Consider the following 18264-nt stretch of genomic DNA (forward strand, 5'->3'; position numbering starts at 1 on the left):
TCATGGCACGCTATCAGAATCTCTTCACCCAGGTGCAGCTTCGCGCCGCCCCCGAAATGGGTCCGCCGATGCACGGCGCCACCTTCGATCGCACCGGCCGCGGGAGCTATTCCTATTGGCTGGGCAAGCTCGGCAACGCGCAATTGGGGCCGATCTATCTCGGGCCGCTGGGCATGGCCTCGCTGATCTGCGGGTTCCTCGCGTTCGAGATCATCGGGCTCAATATGTGGGCGTCGGTCAATTGGGATCCGGTGCAGTTCGTGCGCCAGCTCTTCTGGCTCGCGCTCGAGCCGCCGGGACCCGAATGGGGCTTCACCCCCTTCGTCCCGTTGGCCGAGGGCGGCTGGTGGATCATGGCGGGGATGTTCATGACCGCCAGCGTGCTGCTGTGGTGCGCGCGGACCTATCGCCGCGCCAAGGCGCTCGGCATGGGCACGCATGTCACCTGGGCGTTCCTCAGCGCGATCTGGTTGATGCTGGTGCTGGGCTTCATCCGTCCGCTGCTGATGGGCAGCTGGGCCGAGGCGGTGCCGTTTGGCATCTTCCCGCATCTCGATTGGACCGCGGCCTTCTCGATCCGCTACGGCAACCTCTTCTACAACCCGTTCCACTGCCTCTCGATCGTCTTCCTCTACGGGTCGACGCTGCTGTTCGCGATGCACGGCGCGACGATCCTCGCTGTCGGCCGCTACGGCGGCGAGCGCGAGATCGAGCAGATCACCGATCGTGGTACCGCCGCCGAGCGCGCCGGGCTGTTCTGGCGCTGGACGATGGGCTTCAACGCCACGATGGAATCGATCCATCGCTGGGCGTGGTGGTTCGCGGTGCTGACGACGCTGACCGGCGGGATCGGCATCCTGCTCACCGGCACCGTGGTCGACAATTGGTACCTTTGGGCCATCCAGCATGGCTATGCGCCTGCCTATCCCGGCACCGGCGTGGTCGATCCCTCGCTTCCGGGAGCACCGCAATGAGTATGCGCCATCGATCCACGGGCTTGCTGGTCGGCGTGACCGGCGCGGCGCTTGCGCTGTCGGGATGCGACCTGGGGCCCAAGCAGGTCGTCCAGACGGGGTTTCGCGGCACCGCCATGGCGCAGGTCACCGACCTGAACAACGTCAAGGAACAGGCGGCGATCCCCGACGATCCCTATGCGCTGCCCCCCGACACCGGGCCGCGCGCGAGCGAAGTGTACCAGAACGTCCAGGTGCTGGGCGACGTCTCGGCCGAGCGGTTCAACCATCTGATGGCGCAGATCACCCAGTGGATCGCGCCGCCCGAACAGGGCTGCAATTACTGCCACAACCCGGCGAACATGGCGTCGGACGAAGTCTATACCAAGCTGGTCGCGCGGCAGATGCTGCTGATGACGCAGCAGGTGAACTCGACCTGGTCGAGCCACGTCAAGCAGACCGGGGTCACCTGCTACACCTGCCATCGCGGCAACGCGGTGCCGCAATATGTCTGGGCGGTGCAGCAGGGCACGCCCAACCCCAATTCGGTGCTGGGCAACAAGCGCGGGCAGAATACCCCCAATCCCAATGTCGGCTATGCCTCGCTGCCCTATGATCCCTTTGCGCTGTATCTGACCGGCAAGGCGAACTCGCGCGTCGCGGGCAAGACGATTTACCCGGCCTATGGCGAGGGGCAGGGCAAATCGACCAAGGAAGCCGAGGCGAGCTATGGCTTCATGATGCACCTGTCGACCTCGCTCGGGGTCAATTGCACCTTCTGTCATAATACCCAGTCGCTCGGCGCCTGGAACCTGAGCCGGCCGCAGCGCGCCACCGCCTATTACGGCATCCGCATGGTTGGCGACATCAACGACACGCATATCACCCCGCTCACTCCGATCTTCCCCGCCAACCGCAAGGGGCCGCAGGGCGATCCGTACAAGGTGAATTGCATGACCTGCCATCAGGGGCTGCAAAAGCCGCTCGGCGGGGTCAGCATGCTGGCGCGATCGCCGACGTTGCGCGGCCCGGTGGGCCAGGTTGCGGTGGCTGAGGATGTCGGCGGCGCGGCGGGCCGGGTCGCGACCGAGCAGGCGTTCGACGCGCCCGAAGCGGTGAATACTAGCCCGGCGGCGGCACCCGCCGATCGGCCGAGCGCGCCGGTGGCGAAGTAGGGGAGCTTCGGCGTGCTTCTAGCCCTCTCCCGCTTGCGGGAGAGGGTTGGGTGAGGGCCTTCTTCCCCTTCTCCCCATGCGTGACCAGGTCAACAACCCTCACCGCTGCGACTAGGCAGCAAGCTGCCAAGTCTCGCTCCGCTCCCGCAAGCGCGAGAGGATGAACTCGCCGGAGGTCCAATGCATGACCTGAGCAACCGCAGCCATCCGCTGCGCGCCAGCCTTTCGGCCGAGATGCATGTCCGCCGGCTACCGCGCTTTGGCAGCCCGTGTCGCTTGCTTCAGATCGTGACGCTGCTCGGCGACGCCGCGGCGCGCGAGAGCCGCGCCTATATCGAGGATATCGCCACCGCGCATGGCCAGACGATCGCGCCGGCGTCGCGCTATGCGGTGCTGCCGATCGGACCGTTCACTTTGGTGTGGGAAGGGCATACCGAATTCGCGAGCTTCACGCTGATCCTGGAAGGCGCGTTCGCCGATCCGTTCGACACCGGGGTGTTCGATGGCGAAGCGGCGTCGATCCTGATCGGCCTGCCGGGCCAGGTCATCCGCGCGACACAGATTGCGGTGCTCAGGCAGGCCGATGGCATGCCGCCGCGTGAGACATTGGCGACTTGGTTCGATCCATCGGCGATCGTCGTGTGCGAGGTCGCCGAGGGCAAGGCGCGGATCGCGTCGGACTTCATGCTGCATTCCGACGGTTTCGGACGGCTGCTCATCGACGATGTATCGCTGGAGGGCGATGAGGCAGCGCAATTGGTCGTCCGCCTGCAGGAACTCGGCAATTACCGCAACATGGCGCTGCTTGGGCTGCCAATGGCGCAGCGGCTGACCCCGGAAGTCACCGCGATCGAGGCGCGGCTGTCGGCGCTGACGCACGAAGTGTCCGAACGCAGCACCGACGATGACGCGCTGCTCGACGAACTCACCTCGGTCGCAGCCGAGCTGGCGCGGCTGGTGGCCGCCACGCGCTACCGGATGAGCGCGACGCGCGCCTATGCCGAGCTCAGCATGGAGCGGCTGCGCAGTCTGGGGATCGGCCCGGTGCGCGGCTTCCAGACGCTGGCCGACTTTACCGAACGGCGGCTGGTGCCCGCGGTGCGGACCTGCGCTAGCTTTTCGAACCGGCTCGAGGACCTGTCGCAGCGCACCGCCTGGACCAGCTCGCTGCTGCGCACCCGGATCGACATTGCGCTCGCCAAGCAGAACCGCGACCTGCTCGAATCGATGGACCGCCGCACCCAATTGCAGCTGCGGCTGCAACAGGCGGTCGAGGGGCTGTCGGTGGTCGCGATCAGCTATTATCTCGTCTCGCTGATCGGCTATCTCGCCTATCCCGCGGGCGCCGAGGCCAAGCCCTATATCGTCGCCGGTGCGGTGCCGGTGGTGATGCTGGCGGTGTGGTGGATGGCGCGGCGGCTGCGCAAGGGCTTCGCCGAATAGCGGCTCATCGCCGGTTCAGCCATTGCTCGCGATAGGAGGTGCATGGAAATCGATCGCCGTTCGTTGCTGCGCACCGCGCTGCTGTCGCCCATCGCGCTTGCCGCGGGGTGCGCGGGGCCGATCGGCGCCTTGTCGCTCGAAGAGGGCGTGTACCGGCTGCTCAGCCTGTCGAGCCAGCGCGCCTTTGCCCGGTTGACGATGCCCGGCGGGTTCTACGACGATCAGCTCACCCGGATCGTGCCCCCCGCCAGCGGCGGTGACGGCGTGCTGAGCGCGGTGTTGCGCACCAACGCGGTACGCCGCCAGCTCGCGATGGCGATGAACGAGATCGCGGTCGAAGCCGCCGATCGCGCCGCGCCGATCGTCATCGATACGATCCGCCGGATGTCGTTCGCCGATGCGCTGGCGATCGCGCGTGGCGGCCCGACCGCGGCGACCGACCTGCTCGAGGCGCAGGTGGGCGACAGGCTGATCGAAGCGATGTTCCCCGAATTCTCGCTGGGGCTGTCGGGCGATGTCGTCGAAATCCTCGGCGCGATCGCGGGGGCGGGCGGCGGCCCGAATTATGCTGGCCTCGCACGCAGCGCCTCGGCGCTCGCCAGCCGCAGCATCTTCCGTGCGATCGGCCGCGAAGAGGCGGGGATCCGCGCCAACCCGCAGGCGACGCGCGATCCCGCGATCCTGGCGTTGCTCGCCGCGGGTAGCGGCTAGGTTGCGACGACTGTGCCGCCTAGGCTATAAAATTGCGCTTGGTTGCTTTGTTTTCGAATACTGCTGTTTGCAATGTCCATAACGGACATGGTTGACCCGTAATTCGAAATAAGCCGATGATATGCTCGACTGGTCGCGAACCGCGACGACCCTGCACATCATCCGGAGATCATGATGACCGACGTTCCCTTGCACCCCAGTGTTATGGCCGACGATGAGACGTCGTTGGAGGCGACCCGAGAGTTCTTCGTCAAATGTGGGTTGATGAAGGAAGGCGACCGGTTCGTGGCCGATGAAGCCGCAACGAGCTTGACCGACACTGATGTCGAACCGATGGCTGGCGCCTCCGATTGCGAAGCGGCGTGCACGGTTGCCTACGAACTCGCACGACTGGCATGCTCGATTTCAGGCAGCAGGAGTTGCGCGAAGCGCGCCAAAGCCGCTTATCAAGTTTGCCTTCTGGCCTGCGGATAACAAATAGCGGGGGCAACGGGGTCGTGTTGCCCTCCAGCCGCTAGGCCGCCATCTCGCGCCGCGCGAGTTCGCACATCGACCAGATTTCGCTCAATCCGCGCACCAGCCGGTCGATATCGTCGTCCGAATGGACCGGCGATGGGGTCAGCCGCAGCCGCTCGGTGCCGACCGGGACGGTGGGGTAGTTGATCGGCTGCACATAGATGCCGTGATGCTCCATCAGCCAATCGCTGATGCGTTTGCACTTTTTGGCGTCGCCCACCATCACCGGGATGATGTGGCTGGGGTTCTCGATCGTCGGGATACCGATCGCGTCGAGCCGGCGGCGGACATAGGCGACGCGTTCCTGGTGGCGCTCGCGCTCGACCTGGCTGGTTTTGAGGTGGCGGATGCTGGCGGCGGCGCCCGCAGCCAGCGCCGGGGGCAAGGCCGTCGTGAAGATGAAGCCGCTGGCGAAGCTGCGAACGAAATCGCACACCGCCGCCGATCCCGCGATATAGCCGCCCATCACCCCGAACGCCTTGCCCAGCGTTCCTTCGATGACGGTGATCCGGTCCATCAAACCGCGCGCTTCGGCGACGCCGCCGCCGCGCGGGCCGTACAGCCCGACGCCATGGACTTCGTCGATATAGCTCATCGCGCCATGACGTTCGCACACGTCGAGGATTTCCTCGATCGGCGCGATGTCGCCGTCCATCGAATAGACGCTTTCGAACACCACCAATTTGGGCCGGTCGGGGTCCATTGCCGACAGGCGGCGGTCGAGATCCTCGGGGTCGTTATGCGCGAAGCGATGGCATTCGGCGCGGCTGTGGCGGATGCCCTCGATCATGCTGGCATGGTTGAGCGCGTCCGAGAGCACGATGCAGCCGGGGATGCGCGCGGCGAGCGTCGAGAGTGCCGCCCAGTTCGAGACATAGCCGCTGGTGAACAACAATGCCGATTCCTTGCCGTGCAGATCGGCCAGCTCGCGCTCGAGCTCGACATGCGCATGCGTTGTGCCCGAAATATTGCGCGTGCCGCCGGCGCCCGCACCGCAGCGGTCGAGCGTTTCGTGCATCGCGCTCAGCACCGCCGGATGCTGGCCCATGCCGAGATAGTCGTTCGAGCACCACACGGTGACCTTGTCGACGCCTTCATGGTTGAAGCAGGTGGCGTGCGGGAAAGCACCTGCCTTGCGTTCTAGTTCGGCGAATACGCGATACCGGCCGTCTTCGCGCAGGACATCCAGTTCGGTCTGGAAAAACGCTTCATAGTCCATGCGATACCTCCCCAATCAATCCAGTGTGGCGGTTCGAACCGCCTTGTTTTTGGGCTTTGCGGCCGAGGCCCAGACCCACATTTTCCCGTCGCGCAGCGGCAGGACCAGAAACAGATGCTCGACCACGCCGAGCGCACCCAGGCCGACCAGCAGCATCGCGGTGATCGCCGCGCCCCCGCCCGAGCCCTGCGCGAAGTTCCACGCCCAGATCACCTGCGCGACGCCGAGCGCCAGCGAGACGGGATACCAGGCGTTGATCGGCCGCGTGCCGAAATAAGTCTTGAGATAGGCCAGATGCGCCGGGAAGATCTCGTCGGACAGGTTCGCGACGCCCAGGAACAGGTTGATCTTGGCCGACAGCCGCAGCGCGAACAGCAATGCAAAGGTAAGCGGCGCGGCCTGGTTGGGCTGGCCCCAGCACAGCACGAAGAGTGCGATCGCGGTGGCGGCTAGCGCGACCTCGTGGTGGATCACCGTCTCGGTCGCGGCGCGGAAGCGTGCCATGCCGGTGGCGCCGGCGGGGCAGGGGGTGCGGCGCGGCCCCGCGACGAAGCCCATGAGGAACCCCATCTCGTGCCAGCCCCAGATCACGATCGCCGCGGCAAAACCGATATAGGCGCCGCTCGCGCTGGCATCGCGCGCCACCCACCAGATCGCACCCGTCGCCGCCAGCGCCGCGACGCCCGCCAGCCGAAAGCTGGTGCGGAAGGTCGCGCGCGGTCGGCTGTCGAGCCAGACCACTGCGGCGGTGCCGACGAACCACATGAGCAGTGCGAATAGAAGCGGCGGAAAGGTCACCAGGCGGGCACCATCCGAACGCTGGCCGGCGCCTGGTTGCGCTCGGCACGATGGCAATAGAGCCGGACGAAGGCGATGCCCGCCGCAGCCATCCCAATTACGCGCCGGAAGCCGCCGACGATCCCGCCCTGCTGCTTGCCCGCCTCGATCCGCAAGGCCGCGCGGCGGATCGACTCGAGCCCGGCGCGGAAGCCGTCGCTGTCGGTGTCGAGTACCACCGGGAACACCTGCCGGGTGATCGCCGAGCAGACGCGATAGACCTGCAAGTCATATTCGGTCGGGTCGATCCCCAGCCCCTTGTGGAATTCAGGCCGGTTGTGATCGCGCACGTACATTGTGGCGTAGACCGCTACCAGGAAGAAGCGGATCCACAACTTGTTGGTGCCAGCCAGCAGCTTGGGATCGGCGCGCATCAGCAGCGCGAACGCCTCGCCATGGCTGAACTCGTCGTTGCACCATTCCTCGAACCAATTGAAGATCGGGTGGAAGCGGTGATCGGGGTTGCGCGCCAGATGGCGGAAGATCGTGATGTAGCGCGCATAGCCGATCTTTTCGGAAAGATACGTCGCGTAGAAGATGAATTTGGGCCGGAAATAAGTGTATTTCTTGGCGCGCGTGAGGAAGCCCAGATCGATGCCGATCCCGGCGTCCTTCAGCGTATCGTTGATGAAGCCCGCATGCCGGCTTTCGTCGCGGCTCATCAGCCGGAACAGTTGCTTCACATCGGGATTATTGGTTCGCTTGGCGATCTCGGCATAGAGGATGCAGCCTGAGAATTCGGCGGTGAGCGAGCTTACCAGAAAGTCGATGAACTCTTCGCGAAGCCCGTCAGGCAGGCCTTCGATCACGCCTTCGAATGCGCGGGTGCGCTTGAAATGCGCCTTGCGCGGATCGGCCGCCATCTCGGCGATCAGCACGTCCCATTCGGCGCGCACGCTCGACACGTCGATCGCGTCGAGCGCGTCGAAATCGGTGGTGTAGAAGCGCGGCGACAGCGCGGTGTCCTGGGCGGCGATCGCCATGGTATCGGGCACGTGCGGGGCGTGGACCAGCGTGTCGGCGGCGACGGTGGCGGTGATCGCGTTCATGTGAGGCTCCGTGGGCTGAAGCTGACTTCGTAGAGTTCGGTCATTTCGAAATGACCGGCGAACTTGGTCCACAGCCGCTCGACCACGCTCGCGCGTTCGACGGTGGCGATCCGGTCGAAGCTGCGGCGCTCGCCGAAATCGACGTGGATCGGCGCGCCATGGACGCGGACGCTGTCGCCAGGCTCGAGCGCGACCCCGCCCGCCAAGTGGACATGCGCGCAGAGGAACTCATCGCTATGCTCGACCTCGATGCGGCAGGGGGTCTCGAAGCGCTTGCGGCCGATCATTTCGCGGGTCCCCGCTGGAGGAGGGCCGCAAAGGCCGCGCGGTTGTCGTTGCCGAAGCCGTTGAGCTCGACGATCCGTCCGGTCGAGGGGTCGCTGAGCGACAGCCCGCCATCGGCCCAGGCGGTGAGGGTGAAGGGCGGTTCGTTGCCGATGCCGCGCATCCGCCGGTCGCGTGCCATGCCGCGCATCACCCCGCGCACGAACCCCGTCTGCTGGCCGGGTTCGATCACTGCGGGGGTCTCGCCGATCCGCTCGATCAGCACACCGCCATCGGCCTGGTCGAAGAAACGCAGGCTGCGGCTGTCGATCGCCGCGACGCCAGCGGCGGCGCGTTCGAGCACCGGCGACGCGGTCGGCGGCATCTGCGCGAGGCGGAACGCCGCGGTCATCGCCAGCGCAAGCCCCACCAGCACCGCGACCATCATCAAGGCGCCGCGCGGAACGGTGTTCTCGTGGCTGTGCGCGCTCATGCCGCGACCGCCTCGCCATAGCTATGCACCGAAGGCTGCGGTATCGCCGGGCTGGCCTGCCTCTGCGGACTGGCCGCCAGGCATAGCCGCGCGATCAATGCGCCGACCTGCTCGGCTTCGGGAATGCTGCGCAGCATCGGCTGCGGCTTCGACAGCTTCCACGGACGGGCATGGGGCCACAGCGCAACATAACCAAGGTTCTGCGCCCCTGTGACGTTCAATGCAACATCGCCGGTGCCATCGGCGCGGGTGACCAGATCGACCGATCCGACCAGCGTCAGCGGCAGGTTGATGCACTTGGGCAGCGCGATGCCGATGCGCAGCACGAGCCGTTTGTCGGTGAGCGTATAGACCGCGCCGCGCGCGGTGCCCCAGGCGATCAGCGACAGCAGCGCGACACAGGCGACGCCCGACAGCGCGGTCATCGCGATGCCGAACACATTGCCCCCCGATCCGATCGCCGCGACGATCGTCAGCAGCGTGAAATAGCCCGCGACCATCCGGGTGTGGAACGCGGTGCGCGCGAGCGTCCGCCATTCGGGCTTGCCCTGCCAGACGATGCGTTCGCCGCGTGGCAGCGGAGCGGGGAGGCCGGGAACCGGCTCGATTTCATATTCGGTGATCACAGGATCGGCTCCTGACGGTCGCGGCTGGCATAGAGATAGCCGCCGCCATAATAGGCCTGGATACGTTCTTCGTCGTACAGCGTGAGCGTGCCGTCGGCACCCGCGAGCGGCACGTTGGCGAATTGCGCGGCGTTGATCGCGTCGATCACCACGCGCCCGCGCCGGCCCTCGATCGTCGACATGAACATTGGCGCGAGCACCGATTTTCCGGGCACGGTCGACAGGTCGACGGTGAGGTAGCGGATCAGCCGGTCGGCCTTGTCGATCCAGATCTCGCTGATCTTGCCTACGCTGACGCCATCGGCGGCAACGACATCGAAGCCGCGCGGATCGGGGTCACCCTTGACGATCCAGAAGTCGCTGTTGCCGCCCAACGGCACGATCCGCGGATGGCCTTCATAATCGAGATCGGGGCGCCGGGCGCGCTCGACCCAGGCGGCGGGGCCGACGCCGTCGACCAGCGGGTCGCCGCTCGGCGCATAGGGCGCGCCGGCGAAGCGATCGGTGCGATAGGCGGCGATGTCGACCGGCTCGCGCCCCTGCGTTGGGGTCGAGACGATGCCGTGGCCGAAGGGCAGCTTGAAATATTTTGGATCGGCGCTGAAGAAGCCGCCCGGCGTGTCGAGCCGTCCGGTCAATTCGTCTTCCATCGGATAGCCCTCGCGGCGATCCTCGCGGCGCAGATAGACGATCAGCCCCAGGAAGAAGAGGAAGAACGCGTACAGGCTGAGCAATGCCACGTCGAAATATGGAGTGATGAGGACGTTCACATGCCTTCTCCCTTCAGATCGGAAACTGGCCGAGCCCGAAGCGGCCGGGGGCGGGGCGGGGGGCGTCGATACGCCCCCTGACCAGCGGCCCGAGCGCGACGAGCGTGCCGAGGAGCAACAGAATTTCTACGCAATAAACGACACCATAGCCGGTCGCGGGATTGGCCAGCGTCGCGCCGAAGCCATCGGCGACTGCGGCGGTCGAGATCAGGTCGCGCGCGATCCCGCCGATCGCGATCGCGGCCCCCGCGCAGGTCGCCTGCACCGAGCCCCAAGCGCCGAGCGCCAAGCCAGAGCGGCCATCTTCGGCCATGCCCATCGCCTCGACCATCGTGCCGACCGAGAAGAGTCCGCCGCCAAGCCCGATCATCGCCGCACCGAAGCCGAGCAACGCCACCGAGTTGAGCGGCGCAGCGAACAGCACGCAAAGAAAGGCGCCGATCCCGACCACGCCGCCGAACCCCGCGAGCCGCACCGGATCGGCGCCGCCATTCATCGCGCGCGCGGCGATCGTGAAGCCGCCGAGCATCCCCGCCGCCCACAAGGCGGTGAGCGAGGTGGTCGCCGAAACCGAAAGGCTGAGGATCGATCCGCCATAGGGTTCGAGCAGCACGTCCTGCATGCTGAACGCCGCGGCGCCCAGCCCGACCGCGACCAGCAGCCGCGCGGCGCGGGGGCGGGCGATGAATTCGGCCCAGAGCGCCGAGAAGGCGGGGCGCGGCAGCTCGGCGCTGGTGGCGGCGCGGTTGCGGACCTCCTGCTTCCAGAGCGCGATGATGTTGAGCACCATCGTCGCGACCGCGACCCCCGAGATCACCTGGACCAGCTTGGTGGGCGAAAAATCGCGCAGCGACTGGCCGATCACGATCGCGCTCACCAGCATGCCGACCAGCAGCATGACGTAGAGCAAGGCGACGACGCGCGGGCGCGATTCAAGCGGCGCAAGGTCGGTCGCGAGCGCAAGGCCCGCGGTCTGCGTCATGTGCATGCCCGCGCCGACCATCAGGAAGCCGAGCGCGCTGCCGATATGCCCCGCCCAATCGGCGCCCGGCCCGAGCCCGCCGCCCGCCATCACCAGCATGCCGAAGGGCAGGATCGCGAAGCCGCCGAACTGAAGCAGGCTGCCGAACCAGATATAGGGAACGCGCTTCCACCCCAGCACAGAGCGGTGATGATCGGACCGGTGGCCGATGAGCGCGCGGAAGGGCGCGAACAGCAGCGGGATCGCGACCATCGCCGCGACCAGCGACACGCTCATCCCGAGCTCGACGATCATCACGCGGTTGAGCGTGCCCGTCAGCAACACCGCCGCCATGCCGACCGATACCTGGAACAGCGACAGCCGCAGCAGCCGCCCGAGTGGCAATTCGGGGGTCGCGGCGTCGGCGAACGGCAGGAACTGCGTGCCGATCCGGCTCCAAAGGGCGGCGCCTGCGATCATACCCGCGCGATCTCCATCGCCTGGCTGGTGTAGAAGCCGCTCGAGATACGCTGGGTGCGGCCGACGCGCGCGGCGGGGATCGCGCCGGCGACCAAGGTCCGCAGCAGCCGGTCGCGCGCGGGGATGATCGCAGGTGCGCGGTCGCTGCGCGGGAAGAGCTTCCCCGTCGCGTGCATGACGTTGAGCATCGGGGTGGCGGGGGCGAAGGTGAAGAGGATCGATCCGCTAGTGCGCTCGGACAGGCTGCGCAGCACGTCGACAATGTCGAACGCGGGATAATGGATCAGCGAATCCATCGCGACCACGTGATCGAAGCGCCCGAGCGCGGGGTCGAGCATGTCGCCGACGCGCCAGTCGATCGACAGCCCCGCCGGCGCCCGATCGCGCGCGACATGGACAAGGCTGCCCGCGATATCGATCGCGACGACATCAGCGCCGCGCTGGGCGGCCTCGACCGCGAGCGATCCGGTGCCGCATCCTGCATCGAGCAGCCGCAGCCCGGTCATGTCGGCGGGCAGCCACGAGAGCAACGTCTCGCGCATCCGGTCACGCCCCGCCCGCACCGTCGCGCGGATCCGGCTGACCGGCGCGTCGGAGGTCAGTTGCTCCCACGTCTTCGACGCGGTGCGGTCGAAATAGGTTTCGAGCTGGCTGCGGTAGCGGGCGTAAGTGGCGGTCATCACTCGAACCCCAGGAATTCGAAGATGTCGCGGTCCTTCATCGCCTTGGCATCGAGCGCGTCGGTGCCCGCCCAAAGATGCGCGGCGAGGCGCTTATATTCGTCGCACGCGGCGGCGACCTCGGGGGTCTGTTCCATCTCGAACAGGGTGCATTTCTTGAGCCGGCTGCGACGGATCGCGTCGAGATCGGGAAAATGCGCCAGGCGCTTGAGCCCGGTGGCCTCGTTGAAACGGTCGATCTCGTCGGTCGCCGCCGAACGGTTGGCGATCACGCCGGCCATCCGCACATCGTAATTCTTCGACTTCGCCTGGATCGCCGCGACGATCCGGTTCATCGCGAAGATGCTGTCGAAATCATTGGCGGCGACCACCACCGCGCGCTCGGCATGCTGGAGCGGCGCGGCAAAGCCGCCGCACACGACATCGCCCAACACGTCGAACAGCACGACATCGGTATCCTCGAGCAGATGATGCTGCTTGAGCAACTTCACTGTCTGGCCGACGACATAGCCGCCACAGCCGGTGCCGGCGGGCGGGCCGCCTGCTTCGACGCACATCACGCCGTTGAAACCTTCGAACATATAGTCCTCGGGCCGCAATTCCTCGTGATGGAAGTTCACCGTTTCGAGCACGTCGATGACGGTGGGCATCAGCTTTTTGGTCAGCGTAAAGGTGCTGTCATGCTTGGGGTCGCAGCCGATCTGCAGCACGCGCTTGCCGAGCAGCGAAAGGGCCGCCGACAGATTCGACGAGGTGGTCGACTTGCCGATCCCGCCCTTGCCATAGACCGCAAAAACCTTGGCATTGCCGATGCGGTCGACCGGGTCGAGCCGGACCTGAACGCTGCCGTCGCCATCTGGGCGGATTGGGTCGTGGAGTGCCATGTTGGTTCCTTTCAGGCCGCCGCCGCCACGCCTTCGAGCATGTCTTCAATCTCGTCGCTCGCAGCATGGAGGGCAGCCAGGGTTTCGGCATCGGGTTGCCAGAAATCGCGTTCGCTCGCCTCGATCAGCCGGCTGGCGACACGCGCCGATGCCTTGGGATTGAGCGTCGCGAGGCGCTGGCGCATCGCGTCGTCGAGCATGTAGGTCTCGGAAATCTTCTGATAGACCCAGGGGGCTACCTGGCCGGTGGTGGCTGACCAGCCCATCGTCGTGGTCACATGCCCCTCGATCTGGCGGACGCCCTCGAAGCCGTGCTTGAGCATCCCTTCGTACCAGACCGGGTTGAGCATCCGCGTGCGGGTTTCGAGATCGACCTGCTCGCCGAGCGTCCGCACCTTCGCCGTCCCTTGCGTCGCATCGACGATATAGACCGGGGCGGCCTTGCCCTTGGCGCGCGCGATCGACCGGCTCATGCCGCCCAGCGCATCGACATATTGGTCGATGTCGGTGACGCCGAGTTCGACCGAGTCGAGATTCTGGTAGGTCGCATCGACCCCTGCCAGCGCCGATTTGAACAATTCGGCGCGGCGCTCGGGCGCACCCTTGCGGCCATAGGCGAAGCCCTTGTTGCGCTCGAACATCTCGGCGAGTTCGTCGGGGTCGCTCCAGCCACCGGCGTCGATCATCTGATTGACGTTGGCGCCATAGGCCCCCTCGGCGTTCGAGAAGACGCGCAGCGCCGCAGTTTCGAGGTCGCAGCCATGTTTTTCCTGATGCGCCAGCGTGTGCTTGCGGACGAAATTCTGCTCGAGCGGCTCGTCGGCGCTCGCCGCCAGCCATGCCGCCTCGGCGATCATCCGCGTCTGCAGCGGGAGCAGGTCGCGGAAGATCCCCGACAGCGTGACGACGACGTCGATCCGCGGACGGCCGAGTTCGGCGAGCGGGATCAGCTCCGAACCGCTCAGCCGGCCATAGCCGTCGAAGCGCGGACGCGCGCCGAGCAGCGCGAGCGCCTGCGCGACCTGCTGGCCTTCGCTCTTGAGATTGTCGGTGCCCCACAACACCATCGCCAGCGTTTCAGGGAAGGGCGCGCCATCGGCCATGTGCCGCGCGATCACCCCTTCGGCGGCGCGGACGCCTTCGACACAGGCATAGGCACCGGGGATGCGGAAGGGGTCGAAGCCATGGAGGTTACGCCCGGTCGGCAGCACCTGCGGGTTGCGGATCAGGTCGCCGCCGGGGGCGGGTGCGATGAAGCCGCCGTCGAGCGCGTGGATGACGCCGCCGAGCTCATCATTGGCTTCGAGCAGCCGGTCGATCTCGGTCGCGTCGCTGTCGGCGTTGCCCGCCGCGATCTGGTTCGCCCAGGCGCGGCGTTCGGCGGGGTCGAGCTTCTTGCCGATGACATGCAGCCCGTGCGGGATCAGCTCGCATTCTAGTTCGTACAGCCGCGCCGACAGCGCCGCGATGTCGAGCGCATCGGTCGCGCCGCAGCCATCGTCTTCGGCGCGAAGCCGCGGGTCGATCGCCACCACCGTCGATGGCGTGGGCGCGAGGTCGAGCGCGACCGCGCAGTCGCGGATCATCGGTTCGAGCCCCAGCCGCTCGGCGCCCTCGGGCGAGGACCGCCAGCGCTCGATCAGCGCCTTGAGTTCGTTCAAGCCCTTGTAGAGCCCGGCCTGCGCCAGCGGCGGGGTGAGATAGCTGATCAGCGTCGCACCCGAGCGGCGCTTGGCGAGCAGCCCCTCGGAGGGGTTGTTGGCGGCGTAGATATACAAATTGGGCAGGTCGCCGATTAGCCGCTCGGGCCAGCACGCGCCCGACATTCCTGCTTGCTTGCCCGGCATGAATTCGAGCGCGCCATGGGTGCCGAAATGCAGCACCGCATGCGCTGCGAAATCCTCGCGCAGCCAGCGATAAAAGGCGCTGAAGGCGTGGGTGGGGGTGAAGCGGCCCTCGAACAAGATCCGCATCGGATCGCCCTCCCAACCGAAGGTCGGCTGGACCCCGACAAAGACATTGCCGAATTGCGCACCTAGCACCTGGATGTTGCGGCCGTCGGACTGGACCTTGCCGGGGGCGGGACCCCAATTGCCCTCGATCTCGCTCAGCCAGCGTTCGCGGCGGACATGATCGTCGGCGCTGATCCGCGCGTGGACATTGGCGTCGGTGCCGAAGCGCTCGGCATTGCCCTTGAGCACCGCGTCGCGCAGCGTGTCGACATCGGCGGGGACGTCGACGGTATAGCCCTCGTCGCGCATCCGCAGCAGCGTGGCGTGGAGCGATTCCCATACCGCCAGGTGCGCCGCGGTGCCGGTCGCGCCGGCGTTGGGGGGGAAGTTGAACAACACCGTCGCGATCCGGCGCTCGGCGCGGGGGGTGCGGCGGAGCACGATCGTGCGCGCGACCTTGGCTGCGAGTGCGTCGGCACGTTCGGGGCACGAATGCATCGTGCGGACCAGCCCCGCGGTGGGAAAGGTACAGCCATGGTGGCAACCGGTGCAGGCGACGCCCGCGCCGTCCGACCGGCCGCCGAAGATCGAGGGCGCGGTCGCACCGTCGAGCTCGGGGATCGCGACCATCATCGTCGCTTCGAGCGGCAACAGCCCCTGGCGGGCGGCGCCCCATTGTTCGAGCGACTGGAACTCGACCGGGTGCGCCGCGACATAGGGCACGTCGAGCTTGGTCAGCGTCGCCTCGGCGGCGTCCGAATCATTATATGCGGGGCCGCCGACCAGCGAGAAGCCGGTGAGCGACACCACTGCATCGACGATCGGCGCGCCGTCGCGGACGAAGAATTTCTCGATCGCCGGGCGCGAATCGAGCCCGCCGGCAAAGGCGGGGATGACGCGCAGCCCCTTGGCCTCGAGCGCACGGATCACGCCGTCATAATGCGCCGCGTCGCGCGCCAGGATGTACGAGCGCAGCATCAGCACGCCGACGGTGCCGATCGCGCCCTCGGCCGGCGCCAGCGCCTCGATCCGGTCGGACATGCGATCGGCGAGGTCGGGGTGGTAGACTCCGACTTCGGGATAGTCGCGCGGCGCCTGTGCGCGCTCGCCACCGCGCTCGCCGGTGGCGTAGCGATCGACCAGCGCGCGGATCATGTTGACGACATTGTCGTCGCTGCCCGCGAGCCAATATTGCAGCGTCAGGAAATAGGCGCGCACGTCCTGCGCGGTGCCGGGGATGAAGCGCAGCATCTTGGGCAGCCGGCGCAGCATCTTCATCTGCTTGGCGCCCGCCGACGCGCCGGGCTTGGACGAGCCGCGCAGCTTCTTGAGCAAGGCGAGCGGCCCCTTGGCGGGGGCGTCCATCCGGTACGAGCCCATCTTGGTGAGCTTCACGATCTCGGCGCCCGACATCATGCCGATCGTCGCCTGGGTATGGTCGCGGCGCGCGGTGATCGCGGGCATCACCGCGCGGATATGATCGTCGAGGAACAGCATCGTCGCGAGCACGATGTCGGCGCGCCCGATATCGGCGAGCGTGGTGTCGAGCGCGTGCGGGGAGGCCTCCCAATCGGCGGCGGCGTGGAAGCCGATGGTGATGCCGCTGCCATCCTTGGCAAAGCGCGCCGCGGCGCGTTCGACGGCACCCGACAGATGATTGTCGAGCGTGATGATGACCACATGGATCGGTGCGCTATCGGGCATAATGCGCCTTCGCGTCATAGAGGGTGTCGAGGCCGATGGTCGGCAGGCCATGGTCGGCGGCGTAGGCTTCGGTGTTGCGGCGGGCCTTGCCGCGCACGAAGAACGGGATCTTGCGAAGCTCGCGTTCGGCCTCGGGGGTCCAGCCGGTTGCTGGCGCTTCGGCCTCTACGAGAATTTGCTCGGCGGCGGGCTCTACTGCCGCCGGGGTTTGCCCTGCGACCTTGCCGTGCCCAAGATGGCTCGCCCCTGCGCCGTCGGCGAATTCGAAATCGTCGCGGAACATCGTCAGCAGATGTTCCTCGAGTCCCATCACCAGCGGATGGACCCAGGTATCGAAGAGCACGTTCGCGCCCTCGAACCCCATTTGCGGGCTGTAGCGCGCGGGGAAATCCTGGACATGCACCGGCGAGGAGATGACCGCGCAGGGGATGCCCAGCCGCTTGGCGATGTGGCGCTCCATCTGCGTGCCGAGCACGAGTTCGGGCTGCAGCTCGGCGATCGCGGACTCGACCTCGAGATAATCGTCGGTGATCAGCGGTTCGACGCCGTGCTCGGCGGCGGCGGCGCGAAGATCGCGCGCGAATTCGCGATTGTAGCAGCCAAGCCCGACCACCGCGAAGCCGAGCTCGTCGCGCGCGACGCGTGCGGCGGCGATGGCGTGGGTGGCGTCGCCGAAAATGAAGACGCGCTTGGCGGTGAGATAGGTCGAATCGACCGAGCGGCTCCACCAGGGAAGATGCGAGGTGTCGAGCGCGGCGGCGGGATCGACGCCAGCCGCCGCGGCGACCTCGGCGATGAACTCGCGGGTGGCGCCATGGCCGATCGGCACGGTGCGCACGACCGGCTGGCCGAAGGTCTTCTCGAGCCAGCGCGCGGCGGTGTCGGCGGTCTCGGGATAGAGCGAGATGGTGAAATCGGCGGCGCCCAGCGTCGCGATATCGGCGGGGCTAGCGCCCAGCGGCGCAACGCAGTGAACATCGATGCCCATCGTATCGAGCAGCCGGGTGATTTCGATCACGTCGTCGCGGTGGCGAAAGCCGAGCGCCGTCGGCCCGAGCAGGTTGACGCGCGGACGACGGCCCTCGCGCGGCGCGGGGCGGACGTCGCGATCGGCGAGCGTGCGGACGATCTGGTAGAAGGTCTCCGACGCCCCCCAGCTTTCCTTGCGGCTATAGCTTGGCAGTTCGAGCGGGATCACCGGGATCGGCAGCTGCATCGCCTGCATCAGTCCCGAGGGGTCGTCCTGGATCAGCTCGGCGGTGCAAGACGCACCGACGATCATCGCCTGCGGGCGATAGCGTTCGAACGCCTCGCGCGCCGCGGTCTGGAAGAGTTCGGCGGTGTCCTTGCCGAGGTCGCGCGCCTGGAAGGTGGTGTAGGTGACGGGCGGGCGCTTGGCGCGCCGCTCGATCATCGTGAACAGCAGGTCGGCATAGGTGTCGCCCTGCGGCGCATGCAGGACGTAATGCACGCCCTCCATCGCGGTCGCGACGCGCATCGCGCCGACATGCGGTGGGCCTTCATAGGTCCAGACGGTCAGCTGCATC

17 protein-coding genes are annotated in these 18264 nt (G+C 66.9%); 5 read left to right on the forward strand and 12 right to left on the reverse strand.

Annotated elements, in window-relative coordinates; all coding sequences use genetic code 11:
• The first annotated feature begins 2 nt into the window (after window positions 1-2).
• The 5 genes from pufM to OKW76_RS00195 all read left to right on the forward strand — a co-directional run bounded on the left by pufM (window position 3) and on the right by OKW76_RS00195 (window position 4756).
• A complete protein-coding gene (pufM, locus tag OKW76_RS00175; protein ID WP_256506903.1) occupies window positions 3-974 on the forward strand; it encodes a photosynthetic reaction center subunit M in 972 nt (323 codons plus the stop codon).
• Window positions 971-2128: a photosynthetic reaction center cytochrome PufC gene (pufC, locus tag OKW76_RS00180; RefSeq protein WP_265550072.1), complete on the forward strand. Its 1158-nt coding sequence runs from the start codon at window positions 971-973 to the stop codon at window positions 2126-2128. The genes pufM and pufC overlap by 4 nt, the downstream gene beginning before the upstream one ends.
• Before the next feature lie 180 nt (window positions 2129-2308).
• Window positions 2309-3571 carry a DUF3422 family protein gene (locus tag OKW76_RS00185; RefSeq protein ID WP_265550074.1) on the forward strand — a complete coding sequence of 421 codons (1263 nt, stop codon included), beginning with the start codon at window positions 2309-2311 and terminating at the stop codon, window positions 3569-3571.
• 42 nt (window positions 3572-3613) lie between these two features.
• Window positions 3614-4282, forward strand: coding sequence for a DUF4197 family protein (locus tag OKW76_RS00190; protein ID WP_265550076.1), 669 nt, complete (start codon window positions 3614-3616; stop codon window positions 4280-4282).
• A gap of 171 nt (window positions 4283-4453) precedes the next feature.
• Window positions 4454-4756, forward strand: coding sequence for a hypothetical protein (locus OKW76_RS00195; RefSeq protein WP_265550078.1), 303 nt, complete (start codon window positions 4454-4456; stop codon window positions 4754-4756).
• A 40-nt stretch (window positions 4757-4796) separates the two neighbouring features.
• Here OKW76_RS00195 and hemA read toward each other — a convergent pair whose 3' ends face one another.
• From hemA to bchB, 12 genes are read right to left on the reverse strand one after another with little or no spacing between them, the layout of a single operon-like run.
• Window positions 4797-6017, reverse strand: a complete 1221-nt coding sequence (hemA, locus tag OKW76_RS00200; protein ID WP_256506908.1) for a 5-aminolevulinate synthase — start codon at window positions 6015-6017, stop codon at window positions 4797-4799.
• 15 nt (window positions 6018-6032) lie between these two features.
• Window positions 6033-6815 (reverse strand): putative photosynthetic complex assembly protein PuhE, encoded by a 783-nt coding sequence (puhE, locus tag OKW76_RS00205; RefSeq protein WP_265550080.1) that lies wholly within the window; start codon window positions 6813-6815, stop codon window positions 6033-6035.
• The gene (gene acsF, locus OKW76_RS00210) at window positions 6812-7903 is read right to left on the reverse strand and encodes a magnesium-protoporphyrin IX monomethyl ester (oxidative) cyclase (RefSeq protein WP_265550082.1); all 1092 of its coding nucleotides are present in this window, start codon (window positions 7901-7903) and stop codon (window positions 6812-6814) included. Before acsF ends, puhE begins: the two co-directional genes overlap by 4 nt.
• Window positions 7900-8190, reverse strand: coding sequence for a hypothetical protein (locus OKW76_RS00215; protein WP_265550085.1), 291 nt, complete (start codon window positions 8188-8190; stop codon window positions 7900-7902). Before OKW76_RS00215 ends, acsF begins: the two co-directional genes overlap by 4 nt.
• Window positions 8187-8660, reverse strand: a complete 474-nt coding sequence (gene puhC / locus OKW76_RS00220) for a photosynthetic complex assembly protein PuhC (protein ID WP_265550087.1) — start codon at window positions 8658-8660, stop codon at window positions 8187-8189. Before puhC ends, OKW76_RS00215 begins: the two co-directional genes overlap by 4 nt.
• Complete coding sequence (puhB, locus tag OKW76_RS00225) at window positions 8657-9286, reverse strand: photosynthetic complex putative assembly protein PuhB (RefSeq protein ID WP_265550089.1); 630 nt, start codon at window positions 9284-9286, stop codon at window positions 8657-8659. Before puhB ends, puhC begins: the two co-directional genes overlap by 4 nt.
• Complete coding sequence (gene puhA / locus OKW76_RS00230; protein ID WP_265550090.1) at window positions 9283-10056, reverse strand: photosynthetic reaction center subunit H; 774 nt, start codon at window positions 10054-10056, stop codon at window positions 9283-9285. The genes puhB and puhA overlap by 4 nt, the downstream gene beginning before the upstream one ends.
• Window positions 10057-10069: 13 nt before the next feature.
• Entirely contained in the window at window positions 10070-11497 is a 1428-nt protein-coding gene (locus OKW76_RS00235; protein ID WP_265550093.1) for a BCD family MFS transporter, read from the reverse strand.
• Entirely contained in the window at window positions 11494-12180 is a 687-nt protein-coding gene (gene bchM / locus OKW76_RS00240) for a magnesium protoporphyrin IX methyltransferase (protein ID WP_265550095.1), read from the reverse strand. Before bchM ends, OKW76_RS00235 begins: the two co-directional genes overlap by 4 nt.
• Complete coding sequence (bchL, locus tag OKW76_RS00245; protein WP_256506917.1) at window positions 12177-13061, reverse strand: ferredoxin:protochlorophyllide reductase (ATP-dependent) iron-sulfur ATP-binding protein; 885 nt, start codon at window positions 13059-13061, stop codon at window positions 12177-12179. Before bchL ends, bchM begins: the two co-directional genes overlap by 4 nt.
• A gap of 11 nt (window positions 13062-13072) precedes the next feature.
• Complete coding sequence (locus tag OKW76_RS00250) at window positions 13073-16717, reverse strand: magnesium chelatase subunit H (RefSeq protein WP_265550097.1); 3645 nt, start codon at window positions 16715-16717, stop codon at window positions 13073-13075.
• Entirely contained in the window at window positions 16707-18263 is a 1557-nt protein-coding gene (gene bchB / locus OKW76_RS00255) for a ferredoxin:protochlorophyllide reductase (ATP-dependent) subunit B (RefSeq protein WP_265550099.1), read from the reverse strand. Before bchB ends, OKW76_RS00250 begins: the two co-directional genes overlap by 11 nt.
• Window position 18264 lies beyond the last annotated feature (1 nt).

The organism is Sphingomonas sp. S1-29, assembly GCF_026167545.1.
In the GTDB taxonomy this organism is placed as follows: Bacteria; Pseudomonadota; Alphaproteobacteria; order Sphingomonadales; family Sphingomonadaceae; genus Sphingomonas.

Coding starts and splice junctions, on each gene's coding strand:
- OKW76_RS00185 (WP_265550074.1), top strand. CDS start 2,309: ATGCATGACCTGAGCAACCGCAGCCATCCGCTGCGCGCCAGCCTTTCG.
- hemA (WP_256506908.1), bottom strand. CDS start 6,017: ATGGACTATGAAGCGTTTTTCCAGACCGAACTGGATGTCCTGCGCGAA.
- pufC (WP_265550072.1), top strand. CDS start 971: ATGAGTATGCGCCATCGATCCACGGGCTTGCTGGTCGGCGTGACCGGC.
- OKW76_RS00195 (WP_265550078.1), top strand. CDS start 4,454: ATGATGACCGACGTTCCCTTGCACCCCAGTGTTATGGCCGACGATGAG.
- OKW76_RS00215 (WP_265550085.1), bottom strand. CDS start 8,190: ATGATCGGCCGCAAGCGCTTCGAGACCCCCTGCCGCATCGAGGTCGAG.
- OKW76_RS00235 (WP_265550093.1), bottom strand. CDS start 11,497: ATGATCGCAGGCGCCGCCCTTTGGAGCCGGATCGGCACGCAGTTCCTG.
- OKW76_RS00250 (WP_265550097.1), bottom strand. CDS start 16,717: ATGCCCGATAGCGCACCGATCCATGTGGTCATCATCACGCTCGACAAT.
- puhC (WP_265550087.1), bottom strand. CDS start 8,660: ATGAGCGCGCACAGCCACGAGAACACCGTTCCGCGCGGCGCCTTGATG.
- acsF (WP_265550082.1), bottom strand. CDS start 7,903: ATGAACGCGATCACCGCCACCGTCGCCGCCGACACGCTGGTCCACGCC.
- OKW76_RS00190 (WP_265550076.1), top strand. CDS start 3,614: ATGGAAATCGATCGCCGTTCGTTGCTGCGCACCGCGCTGCTGTCGCCC.
- bchB (WP_265550099.1), bottom strand. CDS start 18,263: ATGCAGCTGACCGTCTGGACCTATGAAGGCCCACCGCATGTCGGCGCG.
- pufM (WP_256506903.1), top strand. CDS start 3: ATGGCACGCTATCAGAATCTCTTCACCCAGGTGCAGCTTCGCGCCGCC.
- bchL (WP_256506917.1), bottom strand. CDS start 13,061: ATGGCACTCCACGACCCAATCCGCCCAGATGGCGACGGCAGCGTTCAG.